General features: G+C 49.6%; 13 protein-coding genes. 8 read left to right on the forward strand and 5 right to left on the reverse strand.

Annotated elements, in window-relative coordinates:
• Positions 1–19 precede the first annotated feature (19 nt).
• The 3 genes from ACO08I_RS23030 (at position 20) to ACO08I_RS23040 (ending at position 4,646) form a co-directional block, all read left to right on the forward strand.
• Positions 20–1,351, forward strand: coding sequence for a hypothetical protein (locus ACO08I_RS23030; protein ID WP_421947229.1), 1,332 nt, complete (start codon positions 20–22; stop codon positions 1,349–1,351).
• A gap of 394 nt (positions 1,352–1,745) precedes the next feature.
• On the forward strand, positions 1,746–3,080 hold the full coding sequence (locus ACO08I_RS23035) for a radical SAM protein (protein WP_282780096.1): 1,335 nt from the start codon (positions 1,746–1,748) through the stop codon (positions 3,078–3,080).
• Positions 3,081–3,119: 39 nt separating this feature from the next.
• Positions 3,120–4,646 carry a B12-binding domain-containing radical SAM protein gene (locus tag ACO08I_RS23040; RefSeq protein WP_421947230.1) on the forward strand — a complete coding sequence of 509 codons (1,527 nt, stop codon included), beginning with the start codon at positions 3,120–3,122 and terminating at the stop codon, positions 4,644–4,646.
• A 40-nt stretch (positions 4,647–4,686) separates the two neighbouring features.
• Here the strand turns inward: ACO08I_RS23040 and ACO08I_RS23045 are convergent, their stop codons facing one another.
• Positions 4,687–5,805, reverse strand: a complete 1,119-nt coding sequence (locus ACO08I_RS23045) for a hypothetical protein (RefSeq protein ID WP_421947231.1) — start codon at positions 5,803–5,805, stop codon at positions 4,687–4,689.
• Positions 5,802–6,863 carry a hypothetical protein gene (locus ACO08I_RS23050; protein ID WP_282780102.1) on the reverse strand — a complete coding sequence of 354 codons (1,062 nt, stop codon included), beginning with the start codon at positions 6,861–6,863 and terminating at the stop codon, positions 5,802–5,804. The genes ACO08I_RS23045 and ACO08I_RS23050 overlap by 4 nt, the downstream gene beginning before the upstream one ends.
• 83 nt (positions 6,864–6,946) lie before the next feature.
• On the opposite strand from ACO08I_RS23050, the gene ACO08I_RS23055 reads away from it, so the two are divergent.
• The 5 genes from ACO08I_RS23055 (at position 6,947) to ACO08I_RS23075 (ending at position 15,133) form a co-directional block, all read left to right on the forward strand.
• A complete protein-coding gene (locus ACO08I_RS23055; protein WP_421947232.1) occupies positions 6,947–9,376 on the forward strand; it encodes an aminotransferase class III-fold pyridoxal phosphate-dependent enzyme in 2,430 nt (809 codons plus the stop codon).
• A gap of 77 nt (positions 9,377–9,453) precedes the next feature.
• Positions 9,454–9,930, forward strand: a complete 477-nt coding sequence (locus ACO08I_RS23060; protein ID WP_421947233.1) for a hypothetical protein — start codon at positions 9,454–9,456, stop codon at positions 9,928–9,930.
• A 410-nt stretch (positions 9,931–10,340) separates the two neighbouring features.
• Positions 10,341–11,285 carry a DUF4249 domain-containing protein gene (locus ACO08I_RS23065; protein WP_421947234.1) on the forward strand — a complete coding sequence of 315 codons (945 nt, stop codon included), beginning with the start codon at positions 10,341–10,343 and terminating at the stop codon, positions 11,283–11,285.
• A complete protein-coding gene (locus ACO08I_RS23070) occupies positions 11,282–13,660 on the forward strand; it encodes a TonB-dependent receptor (protein WP_421947235.1) in 2,379 nt (792 codons plus the stop codon). The genes ACO08I_RS23065 and ACO08I_RS23070 overlap by 4 nt, the downstream gene beginning before the upstream one ends.
• 753 nt (positions 13,661–14,413) lie before the next feature.
• Positions 14,414–15,133, forward strand: coding sequence for a hypothetical protein (locus tag ACO08I_RS23075; RefSeq protein WP_421947236.1), 720 nt, complete (start codon positions 14,414–14,416; stop codon positions 15,131–15,133).
• Positions 15,134–15,202: 69 nt separating this feature from the next.
• Here the strand turns inward: ACO08I_RS23075 and ACO08I_RS23080 are convergent, their stop codons facing one another.
• The 3 genes from ACO08I_RS23080 to nudK form a co-directional block, all read right to left on the reverse strand.
• The gene (locus tag ACO08I_RS23080) at positions 15,203–15,694 is read right to left on the reverse strand and encodes a GNAT family N-acetyltransferase (protein WP_421947237.1); all 492 of its coding nucleotides are present in this window, start codon (positions 15,692–15,694) and stop codon (positions 15,203–15,205) included.
• Positions 15,695–15,697: 3 nt separating this feature from the next.
• The gene (locus tag ACO08I_RS23085) at positions 15,698–16,138 is read right to left on the reverse strand and encodes a nuclear transport factor 2 family protein (protein WP_421947238.1); all 441 of its coding nucleotides are present in this window, start codon (positions 16,136–16,138) and stop codon (positions 15,698–15,700) included.
• Between the two features lie 72 nt (positions 16,139–16,210).
• On the reverse strand, positions 16,211–16,795 hold the full coding sequence (gene nudK / locus ACO08I_RS23090) for a GDP-mannose pyrophosphatase NudK (RefSeq protein ID WP_421947239.1): 585 nt from the start codon (positions 16,793–16,795) through the stop codon (positions 16,211–16,213).
• Positions 16,796–16,802: the final 7 nt, after the last annotated feature.

Here is a 16,802-nt window from a genome sequence, read left to right on the forward strand (position 1 = left end):
TACTCCAAAATTAATGGCTATGAAAAAGATGACTTTGAACCTTGCCTTACTGCTTTTTGCCCTGGCTCAATTCACCACTGCCGGCCACGCAGAGCAAGCAACTCAGCCCCTGGACACCCTGCCCCTTTCCAGCTGGGCGGCTCCGCCATCCATGGAGGCCTGGCAGGCTACCCTTAAAAATGATTTTCAGGCTTACGAACAATACTGGCAGTTGAATAACGCCCTGCCATTTCCGGTGAAGGTCCTGAACAAGCAAGGGCAGCCTGTAGCCAATGCTCAGGTGCGCCTCAATGATAAGGATGGGGCAACCCTGTGGAGTAGTTGGTCCAACCTAAATGGAACCGCTGTAGCGTGGGTACCGGGCACCGGAGCGGCTAAGCAACTGGTGGTCAGCCTGGGCAACCGGGAAATGGCTGTAGCGATTGACGGCAATCTCTCTTCCGGAGAAACGGCAACACTGGTTTTGGACGTGCCCTGCCAGGAACTCAAGGGAGCGGACATCCGTTTTTTGCTGGATGCCACCCATTCCATGCGGGATGAGTTCGAGGGGCTGTTGAATTCACTCACCGCTCAGGAGCATCCCATCTATCTTGCCAGAGATGCAGGCGAGCGTTTCCTCATTCAGGATATCAGTAGCGGCTCAGCCCCGGCATTCACCATTCAGGCAGCTGGCGGCGGCCCCGATGAGGAAGCTATGGATACGCTCTTGCTCTCCGCTTTGGCGCATGCGGATTGGGATACCGCTGCCCCAGCCCGGGTACTCGTCTACCTCACGGACGCAAAACCTGCCCGGACGCCTGAGGCTGCAGAAAGAATGCGCCGTGCCATTCAGTGGGCTGCGCAGAAAGGAGTCGCTTTGTGGCCCATTGCCTGTAGCGGATTGGATGCAGAGGGAGAGTACCTCCTGCAAAGTATGGCTCTGCAAACCGGTGGGCAGTACGCCTGGCTGGAAGATACTCCGGGCAGTACCGAGCTGCACCGCCGGCCTATCTTGTCAGGTAATGCCGTGCGCTCGGATTTGAGCGCCTGGCTACAAACACAAACTAAAAAGATCGACGATTTCTACAGTTGTACCTCAGATCAGCCGGAGGCACCGGCCGCTGCTCAGGCAGTACCGGTTGCTTTCGGTTGTTTTCCGAATCCGGCCCGTACGGAGGTTACGCTTAAGGTGCCTGCCTTTGCTGAGCATATCACCCTGTATAACGCCGCCGGTCAGCCAGTCAGGGACTGGAAAGCGGTTGAGATGGGGGAGACCACCTTTAGCGTCGCCCAATTGCCCGCAGGCTCATATCGCCTGGAGGCTGCCGCCGGACCGGAGCGCTGGGGGGCTAGCCTGATGGTGGTGCGGTAATTCACAAAGGGACTTTTTCAGCTTGCTATCCTGGGAAGATTCGCAAGAGCGAAACTAGTACACTGTGTAATAAATTTTTAAGCATTTTGAAGGGCTCTTTTTCCCTCACTCATCGTTGCGTGCTCGCCTTCGTAGCTTAGGCTACGAGACTCCGCAGCGCCTTGATTGAGGAAAAAATACCCTCGTTCAAAATACTCACTAACTTAATACACAGTGTACTAGTGTTTGGTTTTATTTGTACATAAGGGCATTGGTGTCAGATAATTTTATTAAATTCACCAGTGACAATTGGAAATTTGACAAAAGCTCCGTTTTGCCATTGACCTGATGTTGTAACTGGTATGCTGAGCTTTTGGCAATAAGCCATACCTAGTTTTTAACAAGTCCCCCAGTTATGTCCTCAAAACCAAAAATCCTGCTCGTTGCCCCTACCGCACTGGATTATCAGGGCAACCCCATCAAGCAAAAAAAACTACATCTTCCAGCGCTGACTTTACCCATGCTTGCGGCCATTACGCCTGAGGATGAAGCCGATGTTACGCTGGTATCTGAAACCTCCGAAGATATTCCGTTTGGGGAACACTGGGACCTGGTCGGCCTGACAGGTATGGGCTCCGGTCTGGCGCGGGCTTACGAGATTGCGGATCAATTTCGGGAAAAAAAGGTGCCTGTGGTGATTGGAGGAATTGCGGCAAGCCTGTGCGAACAGGAATGGACGCTGAAGCACGCCGATGCACTGGTGATAGGCGAAGCAGAGGAAGTCTGGCCAGAGGTTATTGCCGATTTTAAAGCCAACCGGTTGAAGCCCGTCTACCGGATGGAGCGTACACCAGATATCAACACCCTGCCATTGCCCCGTTACGACATGATGAATGCCCGTAAACTGGGGATGTGGAGGCCGGTTCAAGCTACCCGGGGATGCCCTTTTCCTTGCAGTTTTTGCTCCATCCAAACCTTTTTTGGCCGGCGGTACCGCAAACGCCCTGTAGATCAGGTCGTCCGGGATGTCCGGGAAGCCAAGCGGTCGGGCAGCCGGTATATCGTTTTTATTGATGACAACATCGGCGTGGACTGGGACTATGCGGCGGAGTTGTGGGCAGCGCTCATTCCTGAGAAAATCATTTGGATGAGCCAATGCAGCATTCAAATCACAGACCGGCCGGAAATGCTGAAACTGGCCTACCGCAGTGGTTGCCGGCTGTTGTCTATAGGCGTGGAGACCACCAATCAGGATAGCCTGATGACCGTAGGTAAAGACTTCAACCATCCCAGCAAGTACAAGGAACAGATCCGACGGATGCGGAAGTTTGGTATTGATATTTCCACCGAGATGATTATTGGAATGGACGCGGATAAGCACGCCACTTTTAATGCGACCTACGACTTTATCGTCGACAACAAAATCGCCGTGCCACGGGTCCACATTCTCACTCCGGTGCCCGGTACTCAGCTTTACAAGGAAATGGAGGCTGAGAACCGGCTGATTAGCAAAGATATTGGAAAGTTTAGCGGAGGAAAGGTGGTCTTCCACCCGAAGCACATCACTGCTGAAGCCCTGCAGGACAATTACTGGAAGCTATACGAAAAGCTGTACACCCCCAGGAATATATTCCGCCGCCTAAGCGGCAGCCCGATGAATATGAGCCCTTACATGCGCTTGTTCCTTACCGGGGTAAATCTGCATTACCGGGGGCACATCAAGAATCGCATTACACCAGGAATCGTTTGACCCTGATTTATTTGAATAACACCCAAAACCTATACTCCTATGAAAATTCTCCTCGTTCGCCCGCCTGTCCCCAAACATACCATCGGATTGAAGAATGTAATGATTTGTGAGCCATTGGAACTTGAATACGTTGCTGCCGGCCTGGAAGGCCATGACGTGCAAATCATGGATATGATCCTTGAAAAGGGTTTCACAAAACGGCTCAGGTCATTTTCGCCGGATGTCATTTGCACGAGTTGCTACATTTCCGGGGTGAATGAGGTGATCAAGCTTTGCCGGAAGGCGAAAATCTGGAATCGCAAAGTCAAAACCATTGTCGGGGGCGTACACGCTTCCCGCTGTGCGGAAGATTTCGCTGATCCGGCTATAGACTGCATCGTTCTGGGAGACGGCACTTCTCAGATATCCACTATCGTTGAAGCCCTGGGGGAGGATAAAGCCCTGTTATCTGTATCAGGGCTGGCTTTGCCTGTTGGACCCAATAAGGTGCTGAAGACTAAGGGCAAAGCCTACATGCCCAACGCAGATACCCTGCCACTCCCAAGGCGTGACCTTGTCGCTCATTTACAGCATAGATATTACTATATTTTTCACCGGCCTGTTGCCACCATGAAGACGGCCTGGGGCTGTTGGTACAAGTGCAACTTTTGCTTCACCTGGCGTATCACAGACGGGCACCCTTACGCCCGAAGCCCGGAATCCATTGTGGAAGAGCTCGAGCAGATTGAGGCAGAGGATGTCTATATTGTGGATGATATCTTTCTGATCAAGTCCTCCCGCCTGAACAAGCTGGCAGCGCTGATCAGGGAGCGCGGCATAAAAAAGAAGTATCTGGTGTATGCCCGCGCTGATTATATTGCGGAAAACGAAGATATTATCGCAGATTGGGCAGAACTCGGGCTGTCTGCTGTCTTCATTGGCCTGGAGGCCACGACGAATCCGGAATTGGATTCGATGGACAAAGAATGCTCCGTTGACCTGAACGAAAAGTCAATCGCAGTATGCCGAAAGTACGGCGTTGATGTCTACGGGTCGCTTATACCTGGCCCGGACTATACCGAGCAGGAATGGAAAAATCTGTTTGCATTTATTGAGCGCAATAAGTTGTATTACGTCAACATTTCCCCACTTACCCCAATGCCCGGCACGTTGATTTGGGATTTGTATAAGGACCGGATTACGGTACCCAGAGAGGCGCATGGGCTCTGGGACTTGTCGCATATGCTGATTGAAACCAAGATGCCGCTAAAGCAGTATTACCGGTGGCTGCTGAAAACGTATATGCGGACGATGCTTGATATCAGCCGGGCAGACCGGTATGCGCTTCGCACCCGCCCCCCGGTATGGTCCTTCCGTTACTTCCGGATTTGGAAAGGTATGATCAAGATCATGTTCCAGTTCCTGACTGCGCACCGGCACCATACCCCCCGTGAGCTGGCGAAAGCCATGTACAAGGGCGAACCTGTGCCAGGGTTGGATTACCGGGATTGGGCATCAATAGCTTCAACCCTTGAAACAGAGGAATGGACCGTGCAGGAAAAAGTACAGAATGCGGCCTTCAGTTGATGCAGCCAAGGTGCTGTAAACTGTGAACAAGCAACACAGTCTAAATGAGCCTGGCCAAAACTTTATACGTCTTCGCTGGCTTCCCACCTATGTTCCGGATAATGCGGTTCATCATCAGGTTGTTGCCCATGACATAGCCGGCTTCGGTCCATTTGATTCCGGCTTCGGTGAAGAACCGGGACGTTCTTGCGTAAAAACACCAGTCAATACCCATGCGCCGGAAAGCAGGCAAAACACCCAGGATAAGCAAGCGGGCACCGTTGATTTGGGGCTTGGCCAGGAGTTTGGCCCATCCGAAGGGAAAAAGCCTGCCCTCCGGGATTTTCCGAAGGATCTGATTGACATCAGGTACGGTGACCATATAACCGATGAGTTGTCCGTCTTTTTCTGCCAGAAGTACATTTTCCTTTTGCACGATTTTCCGAAGGTCATTCGCTAGAAATCTAAATTCTGCTACCGTAAGCGGCACAAATCCCCAGTGCCCTTCATTGGCTGCATTATACACCTGGCGCAGCTGCTCCATTTCTTCACCAAAGTGGCTGAAGTTGACAGGGCGGATCCGGATATTGTGGCACTTGAGCCGGGCCTCTATAGTCTGAGCCCGCTTCATGAAATCCGCGGGCAGGTCTACTTGCTCAAAACGGTAGGCATGCAGTTCCATCTGCTCTGTCATTCCGTTGTTGTTGAGTAGGGACTCATAGTAAGGCCTATTGTAAGGCATTTGCACAACCGGTGGTTGTTCAAAACCTGCGGTGAGTATGCCTACAGCATGGTTGGTGGTAAAATTTTCCGGGCCCATGATCCTTGTCATGCCCAGGCTGGCCAGCCATTTGCCAGCTGCATGGAGCAAGGCATCGCAAACCGCCTGATCGTCGACCGCATCAAAGAATCCGAAAAAGCCAGTTCTATCCTGATACCGTTCCAGGTGCATGGTGTTGTAAATAGCTGCAACCCTGCCAGCCATCTGCTTACCGTTATAAGCCAGGAAATAAGCCGCCCGGGAGTGCCTGAAGAAGGGGTTCTTAGGGCCCAGAAAGTTGCGTTCGGACCAGTTGAGCTCAGGGATATAGTTGGGGTCGCCCTGGTACAGTTTGTGGCGAAAGCGAATGAACGCTCTAATCTGCCGGGGACTAATGGCCTGTTCGATGCGAATACTCATAAGCCTTTTTTGAATACATGAACTTCCGGGAATACAGCCTGGTAGCCAATTAGCGGCTTTAGTTGGCGTAGCATCCATCTGATAGCCGGGCGGCGGTGGTACAAAAACATCTGTTTGGGGATTAGGGCTCCCCCAAGGCGCATTTTGGGTATTTCTGCCGTCTGCCCCAAATCCAGTTGGGTGCATTTTTGCTGCAAAGCGATTCTCAAAATGCCAAAAAGGTTATTGAAGTAGCTGTCGTAAAGCTCCAATTGGTCATAGTTCATACCACCAAAAAAGAAATAACAGCAGTGCGCTTCCCGGCAGGTGATGGACCAGCAAAGCATTGTAGAGCGTTCCCGCCGCTCAGGATCAGCGTCAGGCGAGCTGCTTGTTGTGGGAATAGGCAAATAATAGGTAGTCAGCTGAAAGGCCGGAGGCAGGCTTTTAAAGAATGCTTCCGTCAGGGTCTCCAGCCGGGAGGGCGTCCGTTTCAGTATAGCCAGGTATAGTTGGTAATGCCTGGCAGAAAACGCATCGCAATTTGTCGTGACCTGCTCCACCTGGTCAAACCTGGCCGTAATCCGTTTAAGCCGGCGCCGGTAAGATGACCGCAGGCTTCGCTGGTAGTCTGCCCAGCTTGACTGCCTGAGGTCCAGGATTAAGTTTGGTAAAATCGGCATCGAAATACCTGGGGCTACCCTCAGTTCCGGCGCAAGGTTGACGCCCAGCAGGAGCCCGCGCTCCACAGCTAAAAGCCGTTGTATAATATCGGCAGCAAACCCGGGAGTTCCCATTACTCCGGGTGCAGATACGGATGCGGGTAAGCCAATAACCTGCATATTGACCGGGCTTTTGAGGCTCGAGAAAGTGAACAGGTCGATCTGTAAAGTATATACTACAGCGGCGGCTCTAAGAGTAGCCCCCTCATAGAGCAGGTAGTATCGCTGCCGGCAGGCATTGAACTTTTCGCAGTGGCTGAGGAACCTTTTTTTTTGAAAATAAGAAGTGGCAAGCCGGTCCCAGTCGTCAGGCAAATCCGCTACCTTAGTCGTTTTGACAAGCTCCGAAGTTGGCATGTGTCCTTGAATTCTGTACCCGGAAGATAGGAAGATATTTTCAGGAATCGTTATCTTGTTGTTCATCCTGAACCCCAATAGTTATGATTTACGATAACCCCTCCAGCCATGGCCAATCTAATAAATACCGAAGTGCGCTAAAAGAAAAACTCCAAGCTTTAGGGCTTGATGCCCACTATATCCGGGCAGAGGGGGACATTCTCTATCAAAAACAAGGGGCTTCAGAGCGAGCGGTCCTGGATTTGGTTGGCGGATATGGAGCGAACTTCCTGGGGCACTTCCACGAACAGCTGGTAGCTGTAGCGATGCAGTATTTTCAGGCAAAGCCTCCTGTTCTTGCTCAGGGTACGATTGGCCCAGGGCTGGAAGCCCTGAACAATAAGCTGCGGGAGCAATTTGGAGCGTATTGTGCCATACTGACCAATACCGGAGCAGAAACCGTTGAAGCTGCTATTAAACATGCCAGTCTGGAGAATGGGAAAACGAGGTGCTGGGCGCTCCACAATGCCTATCATGGCAAGTCACTGGGCACCCTGCCATTTGCTCAGGCCCATAATGAGCCCTTTCAACGAAAAAGCCTGCCAATTGACTTTCTTGACCCGAACCAGCCGGATACCTGGGAGCAGGCGTATGCTCATATTGATGAAGTTTCCTTTTGCATCGTAGAGCCCATTCAGGGCGAAGCTGGCGTGGTGCCTTTACCGGAGCAGTTTGTGGATTGGCTCAACAGCGTCACAGGACAGCATGGTATTCCCATTATTGTGGATGAGGTTCAGACTGGACTGGGCCGTACCGGGTCCTTGCTTGCAGCAGATCAGATTGGTTTGCGGAAGGACTATATCTGTTTGTCTAAAGCGCTTGGTGGCGGCATAGCAAAGATTGGAGCGCTTCTGGTCAAAGAAGAAAGGTTTGTCCCTGAGTTTGCCATGCTGAACACCTCTACATTTTCTGACGATGGGTGGAGTGTGGCTATTGCCAATGCTGTACTTGATATCATCTCAGAGCAAGACCTGGCAGCACAATGCGCTAAAAAGGGAGCTTACTGGAAAAAGGAGCTGATGGCGGTACAGGCGGCGTTTCCCGAAGTGCTCAAATCCGTCCGGGGCAGTGGCCTTATGTTGGGTATTGAATTTCATGCCCCCGGCCGCTCGGCTTCCAACCTGTTGCGCAATCTTGCCGGAACGGCCTATCTGGGTTATGTCATAGCCAGCTATCTGTTGGAGCGGCATCAGATCCGTGTCATGCCAACGCTAAGCAATCCAAATACCATCCGGGTGCAGCCTTCTGCTTATGTTTCCAAGGCGCACCTGTCCCGCTTCCTCAGGGGGCTGCGGTCGGTTTGCGAGCGGATAGAACGGGCGGATGCAGGAGGTTTGATTGGCCACCTCGCACACCGCAAAGCCGCCGCTGCAAAAGATTATAGCCATCAAAATACCTTCAAGCATCAGCCGCCTGCCGGTAAAAAGAAGGTCGCCTTTTTGGGGCACTTTATTACGGCCAGGGATCTGTCATTGTGGGATGCTTCCTTTGCGGACTGGTCCGCTCACGAATTGGAACACCTGTTAGACCGGACCGCCAAACTCCTGGACCCGGTGGTTTTTGATGAGGTCAATGTACATTCTGTCAACGGGGACACCACCCACCTGAGCTTTATCGGCTTGTTCTTAGATTCCCGCCTTATAGAGTCGGCCTACCGCACCCGGGATTATGAATGGATCGTTGATAAGATCAGGCATGCCGCCAGCCTGGCTGAAGCAGCAGGCTGCCAGGTACTGGGATTAGGGGGTTACACCTCTATTTTGACCAAAAATGGAAAACGGCTGGAACGCCCGGGGCTGACGGTAACCACCGGAAATTCACTAACCGTAGGTTTTGGGTGGGAGGCTATCGCCCGGGCAGCCCGGATACAGGAGGTGCAATTGCGGGAAGCCGCTGTAGCGGTAGTCGGTGCCGGCGGTAATATCGCCAATACCTATGCCACCCTTCTGGCAGGTGAGGTGAAGCGCCTGGTGCTGGTGCCACGGCTGCTGCAAAATCCTAAAGTCGCCCGGCTACGGCAAACCTTATCTCTGCAGTATCCCGAACTACAGATTGACATTACAGACCGGTTAGATACCGTGAAAGACTGTGAAATAATCGTGGCTTCTTCCAATTCCAGCATGCCCGTTCTCTTTCCGGAACATTTATCGCCAACAACCAAAATCATCTGCGACCTCGCTGTGCCTTCGGATGTGGCTGAATCAGTGGGAACGATATGGCCAGAAATCATTGTACTCAAGGGAGGCGTCATTCAGCTGCCACGAAATGAAGACTTTAAAATAGGTGGTATCCCTTTGCCGGACGGGCATGTATTTGCCTGTATGGGCGAGACCTTAATCATGGGGCTGGACCAATGCAAGCACTTCCCCGGCTCTGTTGGCGCAGTCTCCCCGGCAGGTGTCCTGCGGATTTTAGCGTTAGCGAAGCAGGCCGGTTTTGCGCTGGGCGGGTTTAAAGAAGCAGCCTCCTATTGACAGGAATGGTAGCTGGCAAAGTCGTCTTTTTACTATCAGGCCTATTGCCCAAAGACTAGCTTTGAAGAAAAAATCAGATGAAGTACGTTGTTTTTACCTTGACCCTCCTCTCGTGGCTCACAGCTTGCCAAACGGCCTGGTTGCCTTCGAAGGCCGCCGAACGCCAGATTATACAAACGCTGAAAGACGAAACCCGTTATTTTTGCGAACGCAACCTTTCAAAATGGGAGGGGCAGTGGTCCCACGCCAGCTACACTTCCAAAATGTATGCAGGGGATACTGATTTTGTAGTGTTTTCAGGCTGGGAGGCAATCCGGCAGAATACCGTTGACCACATTCGGGAGCATCCTGAGCCTATCGCAGTACCGGAAGTGGAAGTGGATTACCACATTGAGTATTTTGGCAAGACAGCTTGGGTTTTTTACACTAAAAAAATCCCACAGGGGATGGCCCGTGAAGCCCGCTTTATGGTCCGTGAAAAGGGCGCTTGGAAGATTGCCCGCATGCAGACGATTTACGTACTAACCGAACAGTACCAAGGATCGCACTTATAACTCCATCACATAAAATGCCGAACAGGCACTATGCCCGGTTGCCCCAACTGGAATGGTAATTTTTAGGAAAACCTGCCGGCTCCCAGCAAAGACCGGGAGAAAGCTCCCCGACAGGACGTCTGCTAGCTGGTGTAGAGCTTGCGCCAAGCACTTCCACTGCGCTCTGCCCCAGCTTATTCACGGAAAGAATCCATGATGGCAAGTTATTTGAAAGCTATTCTAACCCTGTAACGACTTATCAGTTGACGGACGGTTGATCCTGAAAACCTGACTAAAAATTAAAAAAACCGGCGGAAGCAATTTCCTGCGCTTCTGCCGGTTTTCTTTTTACCCGATCGATTAAATTATTCCAATAAATTATTCCAAGTAAAAGTACTCTGCTACCTGAGTAACTGAAACGCTGTGAAAAAATGTCTATACCAAAGGGCGTTTTCCCCATTTTTTTAGCGGGCTCCATACTGATGAGCTGCACCAAACCACTTGATCTGCCCCTTGATGAAGAGAACTCGCAGGAGTTGATTCTGTCTTGTTTCTTCACTTCTGATGATTTTGAAGCATATTTGACCAAATTTCGATCTATTCTGCAACCCGAAGCTATTCCTGAAGAGGATGCTATAATTGAATTATGGCACCAGGATCAGCTTATGGATACCTTGTCCTATCAGGGTAGTGGCCGTTATCGGTACACTGGTTCCAACCTGGTTTCCGGCGACCTATACCAACTTTTAGTAAAAACGGATTACCATAAAATTCAGGCTTCTGCCATATTGCCTCCTGCAAAAGTAGAAATTGATCACGCAACGTACTTTTTTGTGGAAAGTGCAGATGGAAACGAATACATAGATATTAATCTTCATTTTTTCGATCCCGATAGCGAGAAGAATTACTACGAATTCGTGATTCTACATCCTTTCTATGATGAATTGAAAGACTCCACTTATCTAAGCTATTTGCATGACATAGCCATTCCTGATGCTGTCTTAAATAGAGAAGGGGATTTAGTATACGCCCCATCTTCCTTTGTATTTAGCGATGAGCTGATAAATGGAGGGCCTTATGAAATGCAATTGAGATTTGAACATAGTTCGGTTAGCGGTAATCGCTGGATTAAAGGCAAATACCGTAATAACCAGTCCGAGTATTATCTCATTTTCCGTACAGTCAGTGAAGATTATTACCGCTTTCGGAAATCATGGTTCAGACATCGGCACAATCAATCGACGGATAATCAGTTTGACAATGAACTGCAATTGTTATTTGGTGCGGAGCCTTTCACTTTATTTTCAAATGTATCTAATGGTTTTGGCATTTTCGCTGGCTACCACGAAGGCATTTTTCCAATACATGAACAATGAAAACAAGTATTTCCCGCTTATTCATTGCACTAATATTTGTTTTTGCAGCCTGCTTGGCATTTGCCCAAACGATCCATGTATCAGGAATCGTGACAGACTTAGGTAGCGGGGAATCCCTTATTGGCGCACTGGTAAGCAATCAAGATAAAACACTCGTTGAAGTGACCAATTCTAAAGGTTATTTTAACTTATTGCTGCCTGCCAGGGATACACTCGTTTTGCAAGTCCAGTACGTTGGTTACGAAACCGCATCCCTGGGGTTAGAAGCTACAAAGGATACCGTTTTGAACATAGGCCTCCGGGCAGGAGTGTCCTTACAGACCGTTGAAGTAACGTCCCACTCGACACGGAATCAGCTTGAATTAGGTATGGCCACCCTTAGCCCTTCCGAGATAGAACGTATTCCTACCTTGTTTGGAGAAGCCGATGTACTAAGAGCACTACAAATTCTGCCTGGAATTTCAGGAGGCAAGGAGGGGACCAGCCTTTTGTATGTAAGAGGGGGCACACCAGACCAAAATATTATTCTCCTTGATGATATTCCTATTTATTTCCCTGCACACCTGGGCGGGTTTTTATCTGTTTTTGAGCCCCGGTCTATCCAACAGCTGAAAGTGTATAAAGGAGGCTTTCCTGCTCGCTACGGAGGGCGTGTTTCCGGGGTAGTTGACATACAAATGAAAGATGGCAACCATAAGGAAGTCAAAAAAGAAATAGGCCTGGGCTTACTCTCTTCAAGGCTCTTTATAGAAGGACCCCTCAAAAAGGAAAAGACGAGCTTTCACTTTTCTGCACGGCGCAGCTTTTTAGATTTACTTTACAGTAGTGCTCAACTCATCATCAATAGCCAGGATGAAAGAGTGAGTTACGGCATTTTAGATGCTAATCTCAAAATAAAGCATAAACTGGATAATAACAATCAGTTATACTTCTCTTACTACGGCGGTGGAGACAACATTCGGCTCAAATTCAGGGGAAGCAACCCACAGTATACCTCCAGAGAGACCACCAGGATCAGGTGGGGAAACCAACTGGCTGGTTTAAGGTGGCGCCATCTGCGCAAAAGATGGGTATGGAGTAACGCTGTGTCCTTCACGTCATTTGGTTATGGTACCCGATCGGAATTTGAACGTAAAGAAATAGTAACTGGAGACAAGACAAACGAAATCAATCAATTCCAATCGAAAATCGTTGATTTTATTTTTCATTCCAGTGCAGACTTTTCCTTAAGCAACCAAGTAAACGTAGTTTCCGGAATAAGGGCTACCAGGCACAACTTCCAACCCAGCATAGAGCGCTTCAAGGGGAGTATAGAAGGCAATAGTGTTGATACCTCTGTTTCGGTTAGCAACACGGTTAATCACGAGCTGAGTTTTTATACAGAAGCCAATATCCAGTTGCCCCGGAACTGGTCTGCCAATGTTGGGGTGCATGCCAATTGGTTTGTTTCCGACGTCCGCAGGGAAGACTATCAGTTCCTTTCCGTCCAACCGCGATTGCTGCTAAATTACCAGCCATCTCCCACTTGGAAACACAGCCTTTCGATAAGCCAAATGGTACAACCCCTGCACCTGCTTTCTAATAGTGGTGGTGGGTTGCCCGTAGACATTTGGGTGCCTGCATCCTCGGTTGCACCTGTAGAGCGATCATGGCTGTATGCTGCAGGAACAAGGTTTTACCATAAGGGATGGGAAATACAGCTGGAAGCTTATTACAAAACACTCACCAACTTAATTGCCTTTCAGGAGGGAACTTCTTTCTTTAGAGGGGCTACAGACTGGGAATCCAAAATTGTTGCCGAAGGCAAGGGCGTGAGTTATGGATTGGAGTCTTTCATTAAAAAGCATTGGACTAAATGGGATTTAATGATTTCCTATACGCTATCAAGGCACCAGCGGACATTTCCACAACTCAATAATGGCCTTTCCTTTCCTTATCGTTACGATCGAAGGCATGATTTAGCACTCAGCATTTCCTTCAAGCCCAAAGACAACCAAAGGCTATCTTTTCTATGGGTCTATCACTCAGGCGATGCCCTATCGTTAGCCCAGGGGGGCTTTGATATACATACGCTGGGTTTTGGGAGTAGCCCCGGCAGCGGTTTTCATTTGTCGGAGGATTATCACGAAGCCCATTACTATGGGAGCCGGAATAGCTTTAGAATGCCAGATTACCATCGCCTTGATTTAAGCTGGCAGGTAGAGAAAACAATGAAAAAAGGCATACGGAAATGGATAGTTGGGTTGTACAACTCCTATAACCGAATCAATCCATACTATATTTATTTTGATGAAAATGAGAGAGGAGAAAGACAGCTTTACCAGTTTGGGCTTTTCCCGGTATTACCTGCAGTCTCTTGGGTCAGGAGCTGGTGATAATGAGTTAGAATATTTTGGCATCAATAAGCTATATTACCTGCTATAGTTTCCGTGTAGTGTGGAAAAACCTGCCGGCTCCCAGCAAAGACCGGGAGAAAGCTCCCCGACAGGACGTCTGCTAGCTGGTGTAGAGCTTAAGCCTGGGCATTTCCAGGAGCTCTGCCCCAGCTTTACATGGGGAAACCTGCCGAAGAGCCTGTAAGGGGCCAGGAAAAAGCTCTTGCAAGGCTCTAACCCAGGCAGCCTGCCTCCAAATTCACAACCGATCGCTTTGCCTGAACCCTGATCAGCACCCCCACAAATGCTGCGCCGCTACAGCAAAACCATTAGATTTTATTAAAGTAAATTTTGTGTGCCCCTGAATTGCCTTTTTCGCCAGCTCTGCATCACGTCCTCACCTTCGTAGCTAAGGCTACGAGGTTCCGGGCGCTCTTTGATCTGGCAAAAAATCCTAATCCATGGTCTATACAAAACCTACATTAATAAAATCTATTGTAGCTTACATCCTTTGCCACCAGATTTATACCAGCTACAATGTTTTTTTCAAAAAAAAGCCCAAAAATTTTGAAATGTCGCGGGGGAGTGGGGGTAAATTTGATCATCGCTCAAACATAAAAGTAAAAATACAGAACAAGAGAGTAGTTTACTGTCAAACCGGTAATTGCTGTAGCTATTCTGGCGCTCAGTTCAGCTTTCAAATAGTCTTGTAAGTATTTCACTATTCATTTTTTGCGAAAAAAAAGATGAACTATGAAAAAGGAGATTTTAACGCTCGGAGTTTTATTCGCCATCCAGGCAGTATGCTGCCAAGCCCAGGGCTTGGGTGACTGGATAGTCAGTGCAAATATCGGAATAGAAGCACATGACAAAAGACTGTTCGACTATGCAAGGCCAGAAAGAGAAACTTTATTGAGAACCCAGCCAGAATTTTGGGGCACCTACCATTTTGGAGTAAAGGCGAGAAGAAAAGTCTTGCGCAGCAGGAGATTTAGCAGTTTTTTAGGGCTAGGATTAGGTTATGAAAAAGCAACATTTATTCGGCCTTTTGATCATAAATTTTTTTTAGAGCCGGGTGAATTTGATACAGACTTTTTAAAGCTACTAAATAGGTATAAAAAGGTCCTTACACCACTGTCTCTATTGGCTTTCTATGAGTTAGGAGATCACTGGTTCATTTCAGGGGAATTAGCCTCCAGCTTTCTTGTGTTTAGGAGCATCGATCATACGGAGCGGTCCAGAGCAGTTTTTCCTTACTCAGAGGGTACTTTCGAGTTGGACGATATACAATTGAGGCTTGGGGTAAATTACAGGCTTGGTAAATTGATAATAGGTCTGCACTCCAGAGTAGCCAACTTTCAGAAGATTGACCGGGCTATTTTCAATCGTATTGTCAAAGACCCCAGAACGGATCAAACATGGGAATGGGACAATCCATTGCGTTTTGACTTGACAGTGGGGTATACATGGTGAAGAGAAGAATGAACTGGACATAACACGGCATAAAACGGTAAGTGGGGCTAAAAATGTTTTGCCTTACCGTTACAACTCCATCACATAAAACGCCGAACAGGCACTATGCCCGGTCGCCCCCATTGGCCCGTCCAGAGCTTTGAACCCATATCGCTGGTAAAACCGGTTGGCAGCAGCCATCTCGGTAATGGTCTCCAGGTAACAACGCTGATAACCGAAGGAACGGGCCGCATCAAGGCAGCGGTCTGCGATGGCAACGGCCAGCCCCTTGCCACGGGCTTCGGGCAGGAAGTACATCTTCTTCAATTCGCAGGTGTGTTCGTCGCCACCGAGCAGTGGGGCAATACCAGCACCACCGTAGATGATCCCCTCCCGCTCAATCACAAAGTAGGCCGACCGGTCAGCCTGATAAGCCGTGTACATATCGTCCACTTCAGCATCGTGGATGGAGAAACCTTCTCCGGAAGCCCCGTGGGCGGTCATCACTTCGCGGATGATGTAGGCCATGCGGGCAGTATCCTCCGGCCGTATGGGGCGAATGGTGAAATTATTTACTTTCATAAATTAGCTTTTATCGGTAAGGGCAACGATCCGATCTCCTTCAAAAACAAAAACAGATTGCCCGCTGAGCCTGAGCGTATCCCCGGCCCTGAGCCCATTCGGCAGGTCAACGGCCAGCTGCCCCTCGTAGTCAATCTCAATGGTGACGGTATCTCCGGTGAATTCCCAGGCTGTGATGGTTTGCCGGCGGTGACTGAAGTATTGCTTTGCCTGTTCTGCCTGCTGACGAAAGGCGGGTAGGCCTTCGGTCTGAAGATCGGTCTGTCCGTTGGTGATGTTTTTGAAGACTACAGAAGGGTGCAGGTGCTGAACCATACCATCTACATCGAAGCTGTTGTAGGCCTGAATGTAGGTTTCAATTACGCGCTTTTGTTCGGCTTGCATAGGTCGTTGTTGGCAACTGATGAGTAGAAACATGGGCAGTGCCCAAATCCATTTTTTCACGATGAGGTTTTTATGAAAAGCTTCAAAGGGTACAAATGAGTTCCCGTTGAAGCACAGGAATTGCAATCGGGGCTACTGATCGAGCAGACCGTTAAGCTGCGCATACTGTAGCAGCAGTATAGTTTTGGCATCCCGGATGGCTCCGGTTTGAATCATCCGGCAGGCCTCGTCGAAGTTCATTTCAAGCACTTCGATGTTTTCCTGCTCGGCTGCTACGCCTCCGCCATCACTTACTTTCATGGCATCGTTGTAGGGGGCCACAAAGAAGTGGACGATCTCGGTCACAGAGCCGGGAGACATGTAGGCCTCGAATATTTTTTGCGGTGCCTCCACCCGGTAGCCGGTCTCTTCCTCCGTTTCCCGCTGTATGCCCGCAGCTGCCCCTTCTGCATCGAGCAGCCCGGCACAGGCTTCAATGAGGAGGCCTTCCGGATTGCCATTGACGTAAGTGGGCATTCGGAATTGGCGGGTCAGGATAACGGTACGGCGGGCTTTGTTGTAGAGCAGGATGGTAGCGCCGTTGCCCCGGTCGTAGGCCTCGCGTTCCTGCCGTTCCCATTGCCCGTCCGCGCGCCGCAGGTCAAAGGTAATCTTGCGCAGGGTGTACCAGTTGTCGGAAAGCAATTCGTTTTTGATGATTTTTACTTCGGGTGGCATAGTTAAG

Origin of the sequence: Phaeodactylibacter xiamenensis (genome assembly GCF_965229835.1) — a bacterium.
In the GTDB taxonomy this organism is placed as follows: Bacteria; Bacteroidota; Bacteroidia; order Chitinophagales; family Saprospiraceae; genus Phaeodactylibacter; species Phaeodactylibacter xiamenensis.